General features: G+C 42.3%; 18 protein-coding genes. 14 read left to right on the top strand and 4 right to left on the bottom strand.

The annotated features are described in order from the left end of the window. Window positions 1-29 precede the first annotated feature (29 nt). Both istA and E8L90_RS30620 read right to left on the bottom strand, forming a co-directional pair. Window positions 30-845, bottom strand: coding sequence for an IS21 family transposase (istA, locus tag E8L90_RS05455; protein ID WP_244297160.1), 816 nt, complete (start codon window positions 843-845; stop codon window positions 30-32). A 4-nt stretch (window positions 846-849) separates the two neighbouring features. Continuing rightward, window positions 850-1,239, bottom strand: a complete 390-nt coding sequence (locus E8L90_RS30620) for a hypothetical protein (protein WP_244297161.1) — start codon at window positions 1,237-1,239, stop codon at window positions 850-852. 588 nt (window positions 1,240-1,827) lie between these two features. On the opposite strand from E8L90_RS30620, the gene E8L90_RS05460 reads away from it, so the two are divergent. From E8L90_RS05460 to E8L90_RS05470, 3 genes are all read left to right on the top strand, one after another. Beyond that, the gene (locus tag E8L90_RS05460) at window positions 1,828-2,901 is read left to right on the top strand and encodes a hypothetical protein (protein ID WP_137028332.1); all 1,074 of its coding nucleotides are present in this window, start codon (window positions 1,828-1,830) and stop codon (window positions 2,899-2,901) included. 57 nt (window positions 2,902-2,958) lie between these two features. After that, window positions 2,959-3,471, top strand: a complete 513-nt coding sequence (locus E8L90_RS05465) for a hypothetical protein (RefSeq protein ID WP_137028333.1) — start codon at window positions 2,959-2,961, stop codon at window positions 3,469-3,471. A 391-nt stretch (window positions 3,472-3,862) separates the two neighbouring features. Continuing rightward, entirely contained in the window at window positions 3,863-4,105 is a 243-nt protein-coding gene (locus E8L90_RS05470) for a hypothetical protein (RefSeq protein ID WP_137028334.1), read from the top strand. A gap of 205 nt (window positions 4,106-4,310) precedes the next feature. Here E8L90_RS05470 and E8L90_RS05475 read toward each other — a convergent pair whose 3' ends face one another. Continuing rightward, window positions 4,311-5,510 (bottom strand): IS256 family transposase, encoded by a 1,200-nt coding sequence (locus E8L90_RS05475; RefSeq protein ID WP_137028335.1) that lies wholly within the window; start codon window positions 5,508-5,510, stop codon window positions 4,311-4,313. Between the two features lie 357 nt (window positions 5,511-5,867). Between E8L90_RS05475 and E8L90_RS05485 the strand changes: the two genes are divergently transcribed. After that, complete coding sequence (locus E8L90_RS05485; RefSeq protein ID WP_137028336.1) at window positions 5,868-7,412, top strand: YifB family Mg chelatase-like AAA ATPase; 1,545 nt, start codon at window positions 5,868-5,870, stop codon at window positions 7,410-7,412. Between the two features lie 705 nt (window positions 7,413-8,117). On the opposite strand, the gene E8L90_RS05490 is transcribed toward E8L90_RS05485, so the two are convergent. Then, window positions 8,118-8,426 carry a protease inhibitor I42 family protein gene (locus E8L90_RS05490; protein ID WP_137028337.1) on the bottom strand — a complete coding sequence of 103 codons (309 nt, stop codon included), beginning with the start codon at window positions 8,424-8,426 and terminating at the stop codon, window positions 8,118-8,120. 491 nt (window positions 8,427-8,917) lie between these two features. Between E8L90_RS05490 and E8L90_RS05495 the strand changes: the two genes are divergently transcribed. From E8L90_RS05495 to dprA, 10 genes are all read left to right on the top strand, one after another. Next, entirely contained in the window at window positions 8,918-9,640 is a 723-nt protein-coding gene (locus E8L90_RS05495; RefSeq protein ID WP_137028338.1) for an EAL domain-containing protein, read from the top strand. Between the two features lie 29 nt (window positions 9,641-9,669). Beyond that, window positions 9,670-10,026, top strand: coding sequence for a hypothetical protein (locus tag E8L90_RS05500; RefSeq protein WP_017249346.1), 357 nt, complete (start codon window positions 9,670-9,672; stop codon window positions 10,024-10,026). After that, the gene (locus tag E8L90_RS05505; protein ID WP_137028339.1) at window positions 10,023-10,835 is read left to right on the top strand and encodes a CBS domain-containing protein; all 813 of its coding nucleotides are present in this window, start codon (window positions 10,023-10,025) and stop codon (window positions 10,833-10,835) included. The genes E8L90_RS05500 and E8L90_RS05505 overlap by 4 nt, the downstream gene beginning before the upstream one ends. Window positions 10,836-10,957: 122 nt before the next feature. Continuing rightward, window positions 10,958-11,272 carry a YbjQ family protein gene (locus E8L90_RS05510; protein ID WP_137028340.1) on the top strand — a complete coding sequence of 105 codons (315 nt, stop codon included), beginning with the start codon at window positions 10,958-10,960 and terminating at the stop codon, window positions 11,270-11,272. A gap of 73 nt (window positions 11,273-11,345) precedes the next feature. Beyond that, a complete protein-coding gene (locus E8L90_RS05515; RefSeq protein WP_137028341.1) occupies window positions 11,346-11,684 on the top strand; it encodes an SCP2 sterol-binding domain-containing protein in 339 nt (112 codons plus the stop codon). An 84-nt stretch (window positions 11,685-11,768) separates the two neighbouring features. After that, the gene (locus E8L90_RS05520; RefSeq protein WP_137028342.1) at window positions 11,769-12,662 is read left to right on the top strand and encodes an AlbA family DNA-binding domain-containing protein; all 894 of its coding nucleotides are present in this window, start codon (window positions 11,769-11,771) and stop codon (window positions 12,660-12,662) included. A 31-nt stretch (window positions 12,663-12,693) separates the two neighbouring features. Then, window positions 12,694-13,749 (top strand): hypothetical protein, encoded by a 1,056-nt coding sequence (locus E8L90_RS05525; protein ID WP_137028343.1) that lies wholly within the window; start codon window positions 12,694-12,696, stop codon window positions 13,747-13,749. Between the two features lie 186 nt (window positions 13,750-13,935). Next, window positions 13,936-15,096, top strand: a complete 1,161-nt coding sequence (sucC, locus tag E8L90_RS05530) for an ADP-forming succinate--CoA ligase subunit beta (RefSeq protein ID WP_007719385.1) — start codon at window positions 13,936-13,938, stop codon at window positions 15,094-15,096. Window positions 15,097-15,227: 131 nt separating this feature from the next. Then, window positions 15,228-16,130, top strand: a complete 903-nt coding sequence (sucD, locus tag E8L90_RS05535; RefSeq protein ID WP_137028344.1) for a succinate--CoA ligase subunit alpha — start codon at window positions 15,228-15,230, stop codon at window positions 16,128-16,130. A 133-nt stretch (window positions 16,131-16,263) separates the two neighbouring features. Then, window positions 16,264-17,382 carry a DNA-processing protein DprA gene (gene dprA, locus E8L90_RS05540; protein WP_137028345.1) on the top strand — a complete coding sequence of 373 codons (1,119 nt, stop codon included), beginning with the start codon at window positions 16,264-16,266 and terminating at the stop codon, window positions 17,380-17,382. Window positions 17,383-17,486: the final 104 nt, after the last annotated feature.

Raw genomic sequence — 17,486 nt, forward strand, 5'->3', positions numbered from 1 at the left:
GAAGTTTCACCTCCTCTTCCGTTAATGCTTCATACACGGATAAAGAACGCTGAAACTTCGGGTGTTGAAACGGAAACGAGACGGGGGATAGGTTGGGGAACCATTTGACCGTTCGTTTTTCGAATCCCCTCGAAGTGTTTTTTATTAACTGCTACTTGATGCCGACCATCGCTTGCTTTTACATGTTCAGTGATGAGAGTTTTATCGTAAAAGAACCGTAAAACGCCAGTTTTCTCATCTTGGATGTGAACAAAGTACCCAATGTATTGAAACGGCACAGAGTAACGGTTTCCTTGATAAGAAACCAGTGAATCATTCGAAACCTTACGAACATGCCTTTCGGCATATTCATAGGGAGTAGGATTCGCTCTTTTTAATGATTCCCTTCGAAGACGCATGGATGGCATTTCATGTGTGGTTCCATGAATGCGTACATTTGCAACCGTATCAAGCCAGTGACGAACTTGCTGATTCAGATCATTCAAGCCGCTGAATGTTCGGATACGTGGCCAGAAATTTTTTCTTATGTATGCGACACCATTCTCGACCTTTCCCTTCGTCCGAGCACGGTAGGGTCTGCAACGCTGCAAGATAAATCCATGATGGGTAGCAAACCGAGCAAATCTTTCGTTCCAAATTACTTGCCCTCGTTCATCCTGGCCGATTACAACTGTTTTCATATTGTCATATAAGCAAGTTTCCGTTATTCCCCCGAAGTATTCCATTGCTCGGGTATGGCATCCCATCAGAGTCTCCAATTTTTCATCCTCTGTAAATTCAACATACAGCATACGAGAGTATCCAAGGACCATTACAAAAGCGTAGATCCGCTTTTTCTGCCCCATCCAATCAACCCGGAATGTTCCCCAGTCTACTTGGGCTTTGTTTACCTGGTGGAGTTTCAAAACGCTCAGTTGCCTTGGAAACGACCGTAGGTCGAATGGGATTCATGAACAGACGAAGAGTGGTTATGCCTCCCGAATATCCTTGCTCCTTGATTTCATCCAATAACACGATTGCGTTCAGACAACCTTCCTGCATTCTTTGGCGAATATAGGTCTTGAAAGGATCTAGTATGCATCTACTTGAAGGTTTTCGCTTGTAGATCTTTGCCTCTGATTCCTTCAGCCATTTACGGATTGTCTTTCGATCTCTCCCTAACTCGTTGGAAATTTGATTGATCGTCATTCCTCTCTGTTTCATATCCTTAATCAGAAAAAACTCCCCATTCTTGACCAAGTTTCTCTCCCCTCTCGGAGAGATTGTCTGATGTAAGTGGGGAATTTTCAAATGATTATATTGAGGATTTTACAACTGATGTTCACACACTTACTAAGTCAGCGTGAATGCACTTAAACCAATACAGATTTTTTGATAAGTGGAATCGATTTACAGAAATCCTACAACATCTGGTCTAGTAAATTCCGGGTCAATATATCTGCAAAATATAAGCTAAGATTGTCTATTTAACGTCTGAATCAATAACCCTTTAATGTCCCTTCTCATTTCACCTAGAAAATGGGAGGGGATATTTGGTTGACTTGCCTTCTCTTAGACAAAGCGATTTTTTAAGGCTTGATGAGAGTGGCGGTGAAATTCGGATGCGATGCAGCTATCCTTTTATTAAAAAATTATAAATAAAATTATTAACAACAAAGTCAACGCTTCAACAGAGTTACTAGAATGAGAATAAGATTTGGAGTTAAGAATTCTATATATTATTAACGAAACATTCAAAATAAATAGTACGAAGGAACTATTTACAAATAAATAGCTTTGAATGAAGATTAATTTAAAATAAAAAAACCATAATATGGGAGAAAAACCATGAAATTGAAGTGTAAGGTTTTGTCTCTGAGTATTTTTGCAGTACTCTCTCTTACCATTGGAGGAGGAAATCAGGGTGTCGTTCTTTCAAAGGAAAACAGTGAGCGAATCTCTATCCAGCAACTAGAAGAAAAGGCGACAGACGATAAAGTAACCATTCTTGTCTTTGATGAAGAGGAGAAAATTTCTGAAGAGATTCATTCAGACGGTCTAAGAATTAAATACATCTGGGATGAAGACCAGCTCATATCTAGTGAGGATAGCCAAGGAGGAGAGGAACGTTACGGTCAAAAAGATGGCAAATTTGTTGTGGAGAGATTTTACAATGACAAATTGATTGAAGTAAAATCAACGAATTTAGTAGAAAGTGTCACAGAGGGTGAGGGTAGTAAAACTGAACTGAGTGAAGCTCTAGTAACGAATGAAAACTATATGGTGAAAGGCTATCGCATGAATGATTTTATCTCGGATACTGAACTTACTAACTCAAAGGATTTGAACGAGGCTAGTATCCAAAAGTTCTTAAATCGAGAAAACTCGATTCTTTCTGATCCTGTAAAGGTCTTCCGTAAAGATAAAAATGGTAGTGTTTATGACGCAAATATAAGCGTATCGTCTGCTAAACTAATTTATAATGCCCAAAAGGATCATGGGATAAGCGCAAAGGTATTACTTGCTCTAGTACAAAAGGAATCTGGTCTTGTGAGAGCAAAAAAAGGTGACATTGATTATGATGATAGAAAGTTTATCTTTGCTTTGGGAAATGGAGCTACAGATGGTGGAGATATGTACAAGCTTTCTGGCTTTGATAAACAATTTGATGGAGCGGCTAGGACGTTGAAAAAACTTTACAACGAAGGTGATAGCAAGTCGTTCCCTGTCATGATGACTGTTAATAATGGTAAAACGGTTAAACACGAGAACGTGACGTACAGGGGTGAAATATGGGTACGAAATGCAGCTACATATGCCATGTTTCGTTATACTCCTTGGACTATAGATACGTCTTTCTTGCCCAAGAAGGTCGGTGGTGGTAACTACCTCTATATTCAATGTTACAATATGTTTTGGTAATTAGACCTACTGTGGCGACTTCACTTGCCGCAGTATATTTCTTTTTTGGAGGGGCTTATGAGAGAATGCTTAAAAGGAGTAATTGTCTGTCTGATGGTACTATTGTTTTCTGGTTGTCATGTTAATCAACCAACAGTTTCATCAACAGAAACGACACAAGAAGCGATAAAATTACCGTCAGCAATTTGGGTTCAAATGTACCTAAAGGGGTCTAATAAGCCACAGCCAGAATTGGTAGATGTGATCAATGATAAGCCACAAGCCGAACAAATTTACAAATGGATGAACGAAGGAACAAAAGATCAATCAGTTGCAGTAGGTAATATTGATACAATCTTTCTCCTAAGATTTGATTTTAGGAAGGGTGAGGAACCTGTAGAGAGTTCAACGTATTTGTATATAATCACTACTGACAAGAAACTATATGCTAAACAAGTAGTATTAAATGAAAAGTATAATCTCGATCAGTATGATAGTAATAAAAACTCTGCACTCGTTAATGAGGCGGGAACTGAAGGATGGCAGGAATTAAAAGCTGGCGTAATTAACAAAGACGTACTATACAACTAGCTAACATGATAAAGTCTTCTTTCTTTTGATAACAGAGCAAGGAAAGGGTAAGCTATATATTAACTCTGTAGTAGAATAATTCAATCAAATACACACATTTCATTAGAAGACTTTGCCAAAAAGAGCGAAGTCTTTTTTGCTTGCATAAAGAGAACGTACATTTCATAAAAGACAAGAATATACGTTCTTGTCTAGGGTATATAAAGCGATAGCATGTCGATAATGAATAGTACCTTGTTGTTCTCCTCTCGTATTTACGGGAAGTTTTATAATTTACGATAATGATTTACCGAAACTTTCTCCATTTTTAGTTATTATTTATCTGGTGTGTTAACCTTGGCACTCGGAAATAATGATTAAAATGGTTACTCACTTTAGGGAGGGTAATATGATGGATGAAATAATCATTGAGGGGGATGTGTTTCAATTAAAAGGGAATGAAGATGGTACTGGTTCATATGAAAGCAAAAACAACAAAAAATATCACTCAGAAAACATATTCGATGGTTCCAAGGGTAACGGAAAAGAACAAACTCAATCCCAGAATAATAGCAGAAACATTGAAAATACTGTACGAACAAGGAGTCAGAGTAAAGTAAGATCTGAACCCTTTGATGGTTATTTGAAAAGGTAATATATGATCCTCATCACACCGTAAAAAATGGGGTCTGTCAAGATTTTTGTGTAAACTCAATCAACCGATATTGAAAAGGTTTCATTCCCTAATTAGGACATCTTTCATGGAACCAACAGGGTCAAGGGCGTAAGGCGAAGTGAACCCTTGACGCGTTGGTGTAGAGAAAGACAATCCCTTCGGGGATGAAGCCTTTCTTTGTTTGTTAACGGATGTGTGGACGTACGCGATCCTGAAAGAAAACAGGTAGCTGCATCAGTATTTGTCCCCAATTGTGGACTCGTCCTGTCCATTTTCGTAAGACATCCATAGTCACGAGATATAACATCTTAAGTAGAGCATCGTCGGTGGGAAAAACAGCTTTTCCCTTCGTTACTTTTCGAAGTTGCCGATGGTAAATTTCAATAACGTTGGTCGTATAGATGAGCTTTCGAATCTCTGGGGGATATTTAAAGAAGGTAGCAATCTCATCCCAATTGGTGCGCCAAGAGCGTACCATCAATGGATATTTACTCCCCCAAGTTTGCTCAGACTGATCGAGTTCTTCTAGTGCAGCTTGCTCCGTTGGAGCTTTGTAGATAGGCTTTAATTCAGCTGTAACTCTTTTTAAATCCTTATAAGAAACATATTTGATAGAGTTATGGATTTGATGGATGACGCACTTCTGAATCTCTGACTTTGGATAACATGCTGAAATGGCCTCCGTAAAGCCCCGGAGATTATCGACGGTGGTAATGAGAATATCCTGGACTCCACGATTTTTCAGTTCATTGAGTACATGTAGCCAGAATTTAGCCGATTCATTCTCTCCAATCCACATTCCAAAGACATCTTTATGACCGTCAAGGTCAATTCCAATGACCATATAGGCAGCCTTGTTTACGATGGCCCCGTCCTGCTTTACTTTAAAGTGAATAGCATCTAAGAAAACAACGGCATATACCGATTGCAAGGGGCGATTTTGCCACTCTTTAATCAGTGGAACGATTTTGTTTGTGACATTAGAGATGAGTGTTGGTGAGACTTCGATGCCGTAGAGCTGTTGCAGGTGGTCTTGAATATCACGTGTAGACACGCCTTTTGCGTACAGCGCAAGGATTTGATCTTCGATCCCTGTTACATTTGACTGGTGCTTCTTTACAATGACAGGCTCAGATTCTCCCTCACGATCACGTGGAATTTGAATGTCAACTTCGCCATACTCAGAGCGCACCGTTTTTTTACTATGACCGTTACGGCTGTTGGCTGTCCGCTTATTTTTCGTGTCATGCTTGGCATACCCAAGCGTGGACTCAATCTCTCCTTCGAGCATTTCTTGGATCGTTTCTGCAAACAATTCCTTTAACGCTGATTGTACGTCGCCTACTGACTTCATATCCTTCTCTTTGATCCACTGACTATTCATTACGTTATACTAACGAAATTTTCACAGTAGAATATGAACAAAAAAGCGAGACATCTTCTAATTGAGGATGTCTCGTTGTCATTTCTGTTGCTCCGCTAAATACTTCAAGTACCTCACATGCTCTAAAGCCTTCTGTTTATCTTCTTCACTTTATTTTACTTTTCTTATTCGTAGAAGAATAAGTTTTCATATTCGGAAAGAGGTTTGTCTTTCTTGGAGGAAGGGGGAAACTGTACCCTTGGAAATTCCGGCTTTTTCAAAAAGCTCCTTATATGTAACGCCCTTTAGCGCAAGCACTTTATTTACTTGCCGACCCCCTCTATCTTTTCCTACTCTATAACTAGAGGGGGAGAGGACATGTACGCATGTAGTTATTCAGGCACGGTGCTCGGCATAGACGGAATGGTAGTCACTGTAGAAACAGACATAGCAAATGGCTTGCCTCAATTTGATTTGGTCGGACTGGGGGGTTCAGCAGTAAAAGAAGCGAGAGATCGCGTTCGTGCTGCCTTGCGCAACGCAGGCTACGACTACCCAATGCAGCGGATCACCGTCAACCTAGCACCAGCAGACCAGCGCAAGGAAGGCTCAGGCTTTGACCTTGCTATTGCGTTTGGTATTTTACTAGCTTCGAAGCAAATGCTCCCTAGACCAGAGAGAATCCTCGTTCTAGGAGAGTTGGCATTAGACGGTTCGCTTCGCGCTGTAACGGGCGTACTCCCCATATTGCTAGAAGCCAAACAAGCAGGATTTACCCACGTGATCCTCCCCGAACAAAATGCAGCGGAAGCACAGCTCGTCGACATTACCGTATTGCCTGCGAGTAATTTGGAAGAGGCAGTGAACTACTGGAAAGAAGGACTTCATAGTAAGAACTCAGAGTTGATTTTTCCTGAATCGGAGACAGGCAAGACAAATAAAAACCAACTGCCCTCAGACTTCGCCAATGTTTACGGACAGCAATTTGTAAAACGTGGCTTGGAGATTGCAGCAGCTGGATTTCATAATGTGATATTGGTGGGGCCACCAGGCTCAGGGAAAACTCTTTTAGCTACTTGCCTGCCTGGTATCATGCCGAACATGACTATTCATGAATCGTACGAAGTGACAAAAATATACAGTATTGCTGGTCAATTGAAGCGGGAGAGTGGGCTTGTCGAGGAGAGACCTTTTCGTGCACCGCACCATACGATTACCGCTACTGCACTGATTGGCGGTGGTGCACAAATCCCGCGTCCAGGAGAGTGTAGCTTGTCTCACGGTGGTATCCTTTTCCTTGATGAGATGCCCGAGTTTTCTCGGCATGTATTAGAGGTACTGCGCCAGCCGCTGGAATCAGGGGTTGTCACGATTGGACGATCTAAGCAGGTTTTTACCTTTCCTGCTCGGTTTCTGTTAATTGGTTCATGCAATCCGTGCCCTTGCGGATTCTTCGGTACCCGAGAGAAGCAAACCTGCTCATGCTCTCCCCAACAAATCTACAAGTACCGCTCAAAGCTCTCAGGTCCCTTACTAGACCGCATCGATTTGCACATTGAGGTACCAAGAGTGCCAGTTCAACTTCTTCACAACAGAATAGCAGAGGAATCCTCAAAGGACATTCAACAGCGTGTAGAACAAGCGAGGGCTGTTCAATGCGAAAGATACCACTATCGCCAAGGATGTCCATTTAACAGTGTGATGAATGGCGAAGAGTTGCGCCAATTTGCTCAAATAGATAAGGAAGGGCAAGAGATGCTGCAGTTAGCTTTCGAGACTCTCGGTTTAAGTGCCCGAGCTTACGATAGGATAGTCAAAGTAGCAAGAACTATCGCTGATTTAGAGGGCGCTTCCAACGTAGAGGTAGCACATGTAGCTGAAGCGATTCGTTACCGAGCATTGGATCGTGGATTACTTTTTTGATATGTTTTCATTATTGTTCATCTAGGCAAGGACTGTAGATATGGAAAGAGACTCTCTAATTGGCAAGGGTAGGAACATAAGTAAAGAAACGAGTATAGATCGTGTTAAAGAATGGAATGCACAAATCCGAAAAGGCGATCAAGAAGTTATTTCAGAAAGTCTAGCTGCTAAGGCGATCCCGTAACCTTTTGAAGCTACATCTCCTATGGAAAACTATAAAGATGGAGCTATTGAGACTCTTAAGAAACAGAACCCGGGAATTGAGATACAAAAAGCTTCTATTCTTATCAAAGTGAAAAGCTCCTTTAAAATTTTGAAATGATTTATTGTTTTCGTACGATACCTGATAAGAAAAGTCCCCTTGACAATAAGAGAACTTTCTTTAATGGGCAGCGAGCTAAGTCAGAAGTAGTGAGAACGATTGCAAAATTAGATGGGGCTTCCTATGTAGAATTCGGATATGTTGCGGATGCGACTCGATTTGGCTTTCATTAGAATGTGCTCACTTTAATGTTTCGATGCACAGCTTGTTGCTATGCTGCATGGTCACGTCGGTAAAGATGACAACGCTTATCCAAATGTCAAATAGTCAAATTTTCGAGGAAAATCCTTTAGTCTGCATGCGCCTATAAATGAAAGCAGCACATACAGACTAACGACTTCACTACCAAGTAAGTAACAGTAAGTACTTTTTAAACATAGCCCCTATACAACCGTAACAACATAAAACACAAACTCCCCACATTCCCCACTATCCCATGGCCGACAATACTTCACTGAAATCGATGTCATTCCTCGCCGCAAAGCCTGAAAGGACATCACCTGATGCCCCTCTTGCCCAATACGAGCTGGCGATGGTGGAGGAACAAAATGATTCGCATGCAACGATAAAAAGCGAGCATCTACGGGATTAGACAAGTCCCACTGGTAGCCTGTAGAGGGATTTGCTACTAGCGTAATCGTGAACAAGTGGCCTTCTTGCACTTGCAGTGTATACGTTGAGGTCTTGACCACTGACCTTCCTCCCTTTGAATAAAGTCGATACCCATTTTCCATACCATATGAAGAAAGCTTGATCGCTGCTAACGACGAAACAAGCAGTAGAAATTTTATTTTCATTTATATAATGCGATTCAGAATGGTTAACAAGTTGTGGAATTACTTGATACATCTATATTCGTGAAAATATAACGATGAGAAATAACCATTATACGTACCATGTTCCTAATTAATTTGAAGCAATTAGTATGATTTGGAAAGGAATATGCAAAATGTTGGCGAATAAGTAGGGACAAAGACATATATTGTCGAAATGTCTGTTGATATTTGTAATCTTTATTACCTAGTTATTGCGTTGTGACTAGAAGTATCCTAAAGAGAGCGGAATCTCTTTTGCTCGCTTGCATGTAGGTACATTTCCCAGCACTTCCCTGGCGCTGAATATCTCGCTTGGAAGAAGCTTTTTCTTTGTGTTCATACTTGCTAGGAAAGGGAAAGGAAAATTGATGGAGAGCATTGCAGAATTATTTAAGAAAAAAGAGTACTACCACGCATTTCAACCAATTTGTCAACTTCCTGAGAAAAGTAGGATAGGGTATGAAGTATTACTTCGCAGTAAAGCGGGGATCCATCCAGAGGCATTGTTTTCTTTGGCGAAGGAAAACAAAATGCTGCCAGAACTTGACGCCCATTCCCTGCATTATGCGCTCTTGACTTTTTTTCATTCGTCGATTGAACACAAAAACGAGCTTTTATTTGTGAATATTTTTCCTTCTACCTTAACAGAAGACACATTTCCTGGCTTTATTCAAAAGATCGCTCGTTCCTTCCGTCCCTTTTTAAACCAAATCGTTTTGGAGATCAACGAATCGATTATGGAAGGGGAATGCTGGAGCGAACCCATTTTTACAAGACGTATAGCTGAATTGAAAAAGCTGGGGTTTCTAATTGCGTTGGATGATGTCGGAGATGGAGCAAACATATTCAGTAAAATTGAAGATATTTCGCCTGATTACATCAAGATTGATCGCTTTTTTTCGCAAGAGCTCTCGAGTTCATTAGAAAAGCAAAAGACTGTAAAATTGTTTGTCGATTTTTGCAAAGAGGCACCTCAACTCATTCTCGAAGGAGTTGAAGAAGAAGAGGATTTTGCTTGCGCTTCTTTATTGGGCGTTGCAATCGGCCAGGGTTACTTATTTGGTAAACCAGGCAGATTAGCGGGCGAATAAGAGGGCAATGCAGAATTGGAGGAATTTTTATGGCCAGTGATAACAACGTATATTCTCGGAAAGCAACGCTTTCCTTAAAAATATCCGAGTTTGAAGTCCCTCCGATGCAGGATCTGTTGATCATCGGACGGAAAGCACCAATTGGTCCTGAGGCTGTAAGGAGAATGGCGGATGCACTGTCCCCAGAACAATTTACTTTACTGAAGATGAATCATCCGAAGATTGAGGCAGTCTTGTTAAGAAATACTCTTTTGCAAATGATTGATGAAAAATTATTGATGAAAATCATTCTGGAAGAGGCAGAGCGTATGATTAGCGACTCCATGGTTCTGCGATCTGAATTGAAAATAGCATTGTCCGTTCAACGAGAGGTGGACCTATTATGAACATCTCCGACATCATGACGACGACGATTTGTACCATCACCTCTGACAAAAGTGTCTCTTATGCGGCGGAGCGAATGAACGAATCTCATGTTGATTCGTTAGTTGTCATGGATCACGGAGAGGTACTGGGAATGGTTACGACGAGAGACGTGCTGTCTGCTCATCCTAATCGAATCGTTGCCGATGCCATGAGCAGTCAGCCGTTTTACCTGTCTGCCAATCACAATGTTTGGGAGGCCTATCACGCGCTTCATCAAGAACAAAATGGCCTGGCTTTGGTCATGCAAGAGGATCAACTGATTGGATTCATCACAAAAGAAATCGTAGAGATGAAAATAGCAGAATATCGAGACCCATTATCGGGTTTGTATCGCGCTCCCTACATCCAGTTTATTGGGGAAAGTTTTTTAAAGGAGCGTAAACCTTTCCATTTGCTTTTTATCGATTTGAACGACTTTGGCCGAATTAATAAGCTGCATGGCCATCCATTCGGGGATGATGTCATCCGCACCTATTCATCGGTTCTCTCTTCTTTGGTTGAAGAACAGGGAGATTACTTATGTCGTTATGCAGGGGACGAGTTTGTTTTGATCTCTACGATTTCCGATGAACAGATTCAGGAATACATTACGCTTATTACACGTCCAACAAACGTTCTGGATATCTTTGTATCTGCAGCAGTTGGCCATGTGAACGGGTACCAAACACCAGACTTCTTCACTAGATCCTGGCGGGAATTAATCGCTGAAGCAAGCCTAGGCTCCTCAGCTGCCAAATTATCCAAAACAATTACTTCCACAGTGGGATAGGAATCGAATAGTTTGCTAGTAATGCGCATACACTTTTGGACAAGTTAGATCTTTCTTTGCAACCGATTATTTTATGGTACGTAATACATATTGTGAATAGATCGATATGAGGAGGCAATGACATGATTGTAACTACTACCAGCATGATCCAAGGAAAAGAAGTCGAACAGTATTTGGATATCGTCAGCGGAGAGGTAATCATGGGTGCAAACGTAGTCCGTGACTTTCTCGCAGGAATTACGGACATCATCGGAGGCAGAAGTGGCTCGTATGAGAGTAAGCTCGCAGAAGGGCGTGAACTGGCCTTGCGTGAAATGAAAGAAAAAGCACGGGCATTAGGTGCAAACGCAGTGATTGGGGTTGATCTCGACTTCGAAACATTGCGGGAAGGTATGATGATGGTTATTGCTACAGGCACAGCTGTCCGTGTAAAGTAAGCCGGTAAATCACCCGGCTTTCTTTTTTTACCGAAAGCGGGTTCTTATACATAGCAAGCAAGGAGAAGTGAGCATGCAGGTACAAAAAACTCTTCAGGATTTATCGAATAGAATAAACGCTCAGCCACAAGGGATCGCTGGATTACATGCGGTTTACCATTTTGTCCTAAGTGGAGAAGAGGGTGGCACCTATGAGGTGGTTTTTGCCGATAATCAAGCGGACTATACGATGGTTGTGACAAGGGAAGCGGGCTGCAAGCTGGAGTTGTCTGATAAAGATTTTATTAAGCTTGTAGAGGGACGCTTGAATCCCACAGTTGCTTTGGTAACGGGCAAGCTGAAGATTAGCGGACAAATGGGACTTTCATTTAAATTACAAACAATATTGCATCACTATCAATTGCAAAAATAACGAAAAAACTAGTCAATTCTTAAAAAGTTGCGTTAAAATATGACCAAACAATGACACCTACTCTAACACAAAACGAGGGGAAACATGCGCCATATTTGTTCATTGATAGCGATGGTAAGCCAACTGGAAGAACAATCTGTGCGTTTTGATTTTTACCAAGAAATCAGACGACGCAAGCCAGAACGTCAGATATTAAAGCATGATGTACGATTACCGCGACATTATTTCGATTATTTAATTCATTCAGGAGTATTGGAAGTGGAAACAGATGCCCCTTATCAGCCGGGGAAGATCATGCCTGCTTCCATCGGTATGAACATACGCTCGCTCGGTGGGAATGTATTGTTCGACATGTGTTTTGCTCCGCAAACATATAAATTGTGGCAAAACACAGATGCAAGCATAGAAGACCTTTCTTTACCTGCTGATATATTTGAAGAATATGTCTATCGTTTAGGCGCCATCAGTCGTTTTCGCTATTTAGGCCGAATTGATGATCCCGTAACAGCAACAAAACTTGGTGAGAATGACATGATTGAATTCAAACGCGACTTTCTTTATTCGAAGGCGGGAATTATTAAGTCTATTGTGGCGTTTGCGAATTCAAACAACGGGAATTTATTTTTAGGCATTACAGATGAGGGGACAGTGTGCGGGATTGATCATGAGATCGAGCAGTATGGAGACCCGGACAAATACATTCTTGCCATTACACAATACATCCAAGATAAGACGTCACCGTTTGTGACTCCATTTCCCAAAATTTCGTTGAAAAAGATTGAAGGGAAAACAGTGGTAGCTATCTTTGTAGAAGCCTCATCTGATTTGATCTGTGGTTTGGACAAAAACAATGAAAAGTATGTAGTGATTCGTACAAACAATCGCTCCGTTATCGTGAAAGATCCGCACCAAATTGGTGAGATTTACGTGAAACGAAAGCTTGGCAGTGAGATCAGCCGTCGATTGGGACTTCTGTAGTCTTACAGGAACACATGAGGAGGGTTACTGCGTGATATCGTCTTTACGTACGTGTCTACTGGTTATGATGGTGAGTAGCTTGTTCGTCACTGGCTGTGCACAGTCAGGCAAGGTTTCTGATGATATGAAAGATCATATCGAGACAGAGCTTGGTGCGGTTGAAAAAGTAACGGTAATGTCAACAGATGGACAGGAAGTATTATTGGACTTGCGCTTGTTTTTGCAAGAACTTTCCGGACAGGGACAAGATATACAAATATCATCCGAGCCTTTAAAGCAAGAAGATGTACGTTTTACGCTCGTCCTTTATAGGACCCAGCAGGCTCCACTTGTCGTAACGGTGGGAGAGTCGGCAAGTGAGTTTGGGGGACACACGTATCGTGGAGCGGGTGCCAGCTATTTTTATCAGTGGGTAAACAAGTTAACTGGCAAAGGAGTGCTCTCACAAAAAATCCAGAGCGTGCGTTTAGCTGCAGAGGACCTTGGGCAAGCGCGCGTGTTGAACGAATTAGAAGCAGAAACCATCAGAAAAGTAATGGGATCGGCAGTTCCGGAGGTGGACAGTCGCAGCAAGCAGTATCCACTTTACCCGAACTATCGGATGACAATGAATTCTGCTGACAAGCCGATCGAAGTGGCCATTTTAACGCCGACGCTAATTGCGGTTCCCTTTGGGAGAGAAACGTTTTTCTTTCACGTAGAGGGTAGCCTCTTCTCGCGGTTAACGGAATGGATGCCGCCAAGCAATCGAAAAGAAGACGGGATTGACCAGTTATTTAAATCTACACGGATTCGCATCACAGCAAATGGCGAAATGAACGTCCAAGACACGAAGCTGGATGTCACTCAAACGACGATCGAGCAAGGAATCGCCCATCAATCTGTCCGATTGCTAAAAAATGCAGATCCACTAAATGTTCCACCAAAAGAACCGGGTCAAAAACAATACGAACTTTATTTTTTGGTGAATGATACAGAACAGAGAATTGAACTATATCCACGTTATTTTAAGTATGAACAAACTTGGTACAATCACAATGAACTCGCTAAAATCGAATGGAAATTGCTTCAATCTCTAAGAAAATGAGGAATTTCCTCATGAAATTTCGCATTTCTGGTCACGATAAAAAGAACATATTACTACCACTTTTGCAGTTTTTGTCGTAGAATAGGTACGTTGCACTGATAGTGGAGGTTATGACCGGAAAAAGACAGACGTCTTTGAACCGGTCTAAAAGCCTGCCGATCTTTATCTGCCATAGGAGGATGGAGAATGAACATTCATGAGTATCAAGGTAAAGAGATACTTAAGCAGTACGGTGTAAAAGTTCCTGAAGGACGCGTAGCTTTCACAGTGGAAGAAGCTGTAGAAGCAGCGAAAGAACTGGGCACCCAAGTAAACGTAGTAAAAGCGCAAATTCACGCTGGTGGCCGTGGTAAGGCTGGCGGGGTAAAGGTTGCAAAAAATCTTGATGAAGTTCGTACATATGCCAGTGAAATTCTTGGCAAAGTACTGGTTACTCATCAAACAGGTCCAGAAGGTAAAGAAGTTAAGCGCCTTCTGATCGAGCAAGGCTGCGACATCAAGAAAGAATACTACGTTGGTGTAGTAGTTGACCGTGCTACTGGAAGCGTTGTAATGATGGCTTCCGAAGAGGGCGGTATGGACATCGAGGAAGTAGCAGCAAACAATCCAGAAAAAATCTTCAAAGAAGTAGTTGATCCAGTAACAGGTCTGAATGGCTTCCAAGCTCGTCGCCTGGCTTACGCAATCAACATTCCAAAAGAACTGATTAACAAAGCTGCTAAGTTCATGATGAGCTTGTACCAAGCTTTTGTTGATAAAGATGCTTCTATCGCTGAAATCAACCCACTGGTTGTAACTGGCGACGGTGAAGTAATGGCACTGGATGCGAAACTGAACTTCGACAGCAACGCTCTCTATCGTCACCCTGACATCGTAGCTCTGCGCGATCTGGATGAAGAAGATGAGAAAGAAATCGAAGCTTCCAAGTTCGATCTGTCCTACATCGCACTTGATGGTAACATCGGTTGCATGGTAAACGGTGCAGGTCTGGCGATGGCAACAATGGACATCGTGAAATTCTACGGTGGAGACCCTGCTAACTTCCTTGACGTTGGTGGCGGAGCTACTGAAGAGAAAGTAACGGAAGCGTTTAAAATTATTCTCCGTGACGAAAAAGTTAAAGGTATTTTCGTCAACATCTTCGGCGGCATCATGAAATGCGACGTTATCGCAAACGGCGTAGTGAATGCAGCAAAACAAATCAAATTGGACAAACCTCTCGTTGTACGTCTCGAAGGTACAAACGTAGATTTGGGTAAGAAAATCCTCAATGAGTCCGGTTTGAACATCGTAGCTGCAGAATCTATGGCTGATGGCGCTGAGAAAATCGTATCCTTGGTAAAGTAAGTTATCTCGAGTAGATACGTTACTCAGTGCTGAGCGACCACGACTCTTCGGAAAGTTTTCATGCGCTCCGGAAATTTATAAGCTAGTGCTTATAAATTCCTACACGTTAAAAAAGGTGGGAAAATTACGCGATGAGTATTCTCGTTAATAAAAATACAAAAGTAATTACGCAAGGGATTACGGGTGCAACTGGTCTGTTCCACACTCGCGGAGCCGTTGAATACGGTACACAAATGGTGGGCGGTGTAACACCTGGTAAAGGTGGAACCGAAGTTGACGGTATTCCAATTTTTAACACAGTAAAAGAAGCGGTTGAAGCAACTGGTGCTACTGCATCCGTTATCTACGTTGCTCCTCCTTTCGCTGCTGACGCGATCATGGAAGCAGTTGACGCTGAACTGGATCTGGTAATCTGCATCACAGAAGGTATCCCAGTTCTGGACATGGTAAAAGTTAAGCGCTACATGGATGGTAAGAAAACCCTTCTCGTAGGTCCTAACTGCCCTGGCGTAATCACTCCAGGTGAGTGCAAAATCGGTATCATGCCTGGTTACATCCACGTTCCAGGTAAAGTAGGTATCGTATCTCGCTCCGGTACCTTGACGTATGAAGCAGTTCACCAAACTTCTACTCGCGGCCTTGGTCAATCCACAGCTGTAGGTATCGGTGGAGACCCAGTAAAAGGTATGGAGTTCATCGATGTACTGAAAATGTTCAACGAAGATCCAGGTACTGAAGCAGTTATCATGCTGGGTGAAATCGGTGGTACTGCGGAAGAAGAAGCAGCTGAATGGATCGCTGCTAACATGAAAAAACCAGTTGTAGGCTTCATCGGGGGACAAACTGCTCCTGAAGGAAAACGTATGGGCCACGCTGGTGCGATCATCTCTGGCGGGAAAGGTACAGCTGCTGAGAAAATCGCGAAGCTCGAAGAATGCGGTATTCGCGTAGCGAAAACACCTGCAGTTATCGGTGAAACACTTGTTGAATTGCTGAAAGAGCGCGGTATGCTCGAGAAAGTAATGGGCAAGTAAGTAAATAAACAGAAGTGGACAGGCTCAGGCTTGTCCACTTTTTTATTTTTGAAGCAGCCTCTTTCTTTCGATAGAATAGCACTCAAGACCGTCCACGGTGACAATTGTGATCGGGATGAAGGAGGATTTTAGAGTGGAAAAGGCGAAGCTCGACGAGAGAGATTGGTTGTATGTGTTAACGATGATATCGGGGCTGGGAAGAAAGAAGATTCGAGAAATGTTAGAAATGACAGGTTCTTTTCAGGTTGCCATCGAAAATTGGCATGAGGTGGCACGTGAGCTCAGATTGACTTCCTTGATCACTGCGCAGGTTGACAAGCAAAGCAATGATGCTTCAGCTCTGGCACTGTTGGAAAAGCGTGAAGAAGAGGGAACGCGCTTCTTATGTCCTTTTGACGATGCTTATCCTGTTTCGCTCCGCAATATCCCTGATTCTCCATGGACGTTGTTTTACCGTGGTGATCTCACATTATTGGGAAAAATGTCGATTGGCGTCGTTGGTTCGCGCAAACCGACACCATATGGAAGAGCAAGTTGTAGCTATTTTGTCCGAGAAATGGTACAAGCAGGTCTTGTCATTGTGTCAGGGGTAGCGTATGGAATTGATGCGGAGGCTCACCAAGCTACCTTAAAAGCAGACGGTAAGACCATTGGAGTGCTCGGTTGCGGAATGAATCACGTTTATCCTTCGCGACATCGGGAACTTTATCGCGAAATTGAATCTTTTGGCCTACTCCTCAGTGAATATCCTCCTCATATTCCACCTGTTTCAGGATTATTTCCAGAGCGAAATCGCATCATAAGTGGACTTTCTATCGGTGTATTAGTTGTTGAAGCTGCAGAAAAAAGCGGTTCCTTGATTACGGCAGACTGTGCACTTGAGCAGGGAAAGGAAGTTTTTGCAATTCCAGGTCCCATTTTTTCATTGATGAGTGCAGGACCGCATAACTTGATCAAACAAGGTGCAAAGCTAGTAACATGCAGTAACGATATATGGGAGGAAATCAAACATCTTCTTCCAAAAACTAAGCAGATACAGCTGGTCGAAAAAAGAAATGCAACCGATGTTATCTCCTTATCTAATGAAGAAAAAGCGATTGTGCAAGCCGTAACCTATGAAGGGATTCATCTGGATGAGTTAATGAGCAGTTTAGAAAAAGACCAACGCAGGATGCTACATCAGCTGGTAATTCGTCTGGAAGCAAAAGGGGCCATCGTGGCACTTCCAGGCGGTTATTTTGCACGGCGATAGCATATCCGCTAGCTTTTTGGCAATGCCTAGAGGCACAAGTGTTTGACAAACCGGATGAGGGTATTTAATAATAGGGAAGATTCCTTACTAAAAGGGGAGGAAAA

Source organism: Brevibacillus antibioticus, assembly GCF_005217615.1.
GTDB classification, from domain to species: Bacteria; Bacillota; Bacilli; order Brevibacillales; family Brevibacillaceae; genus Brevibacillus; species Brevibacillus antibioticus.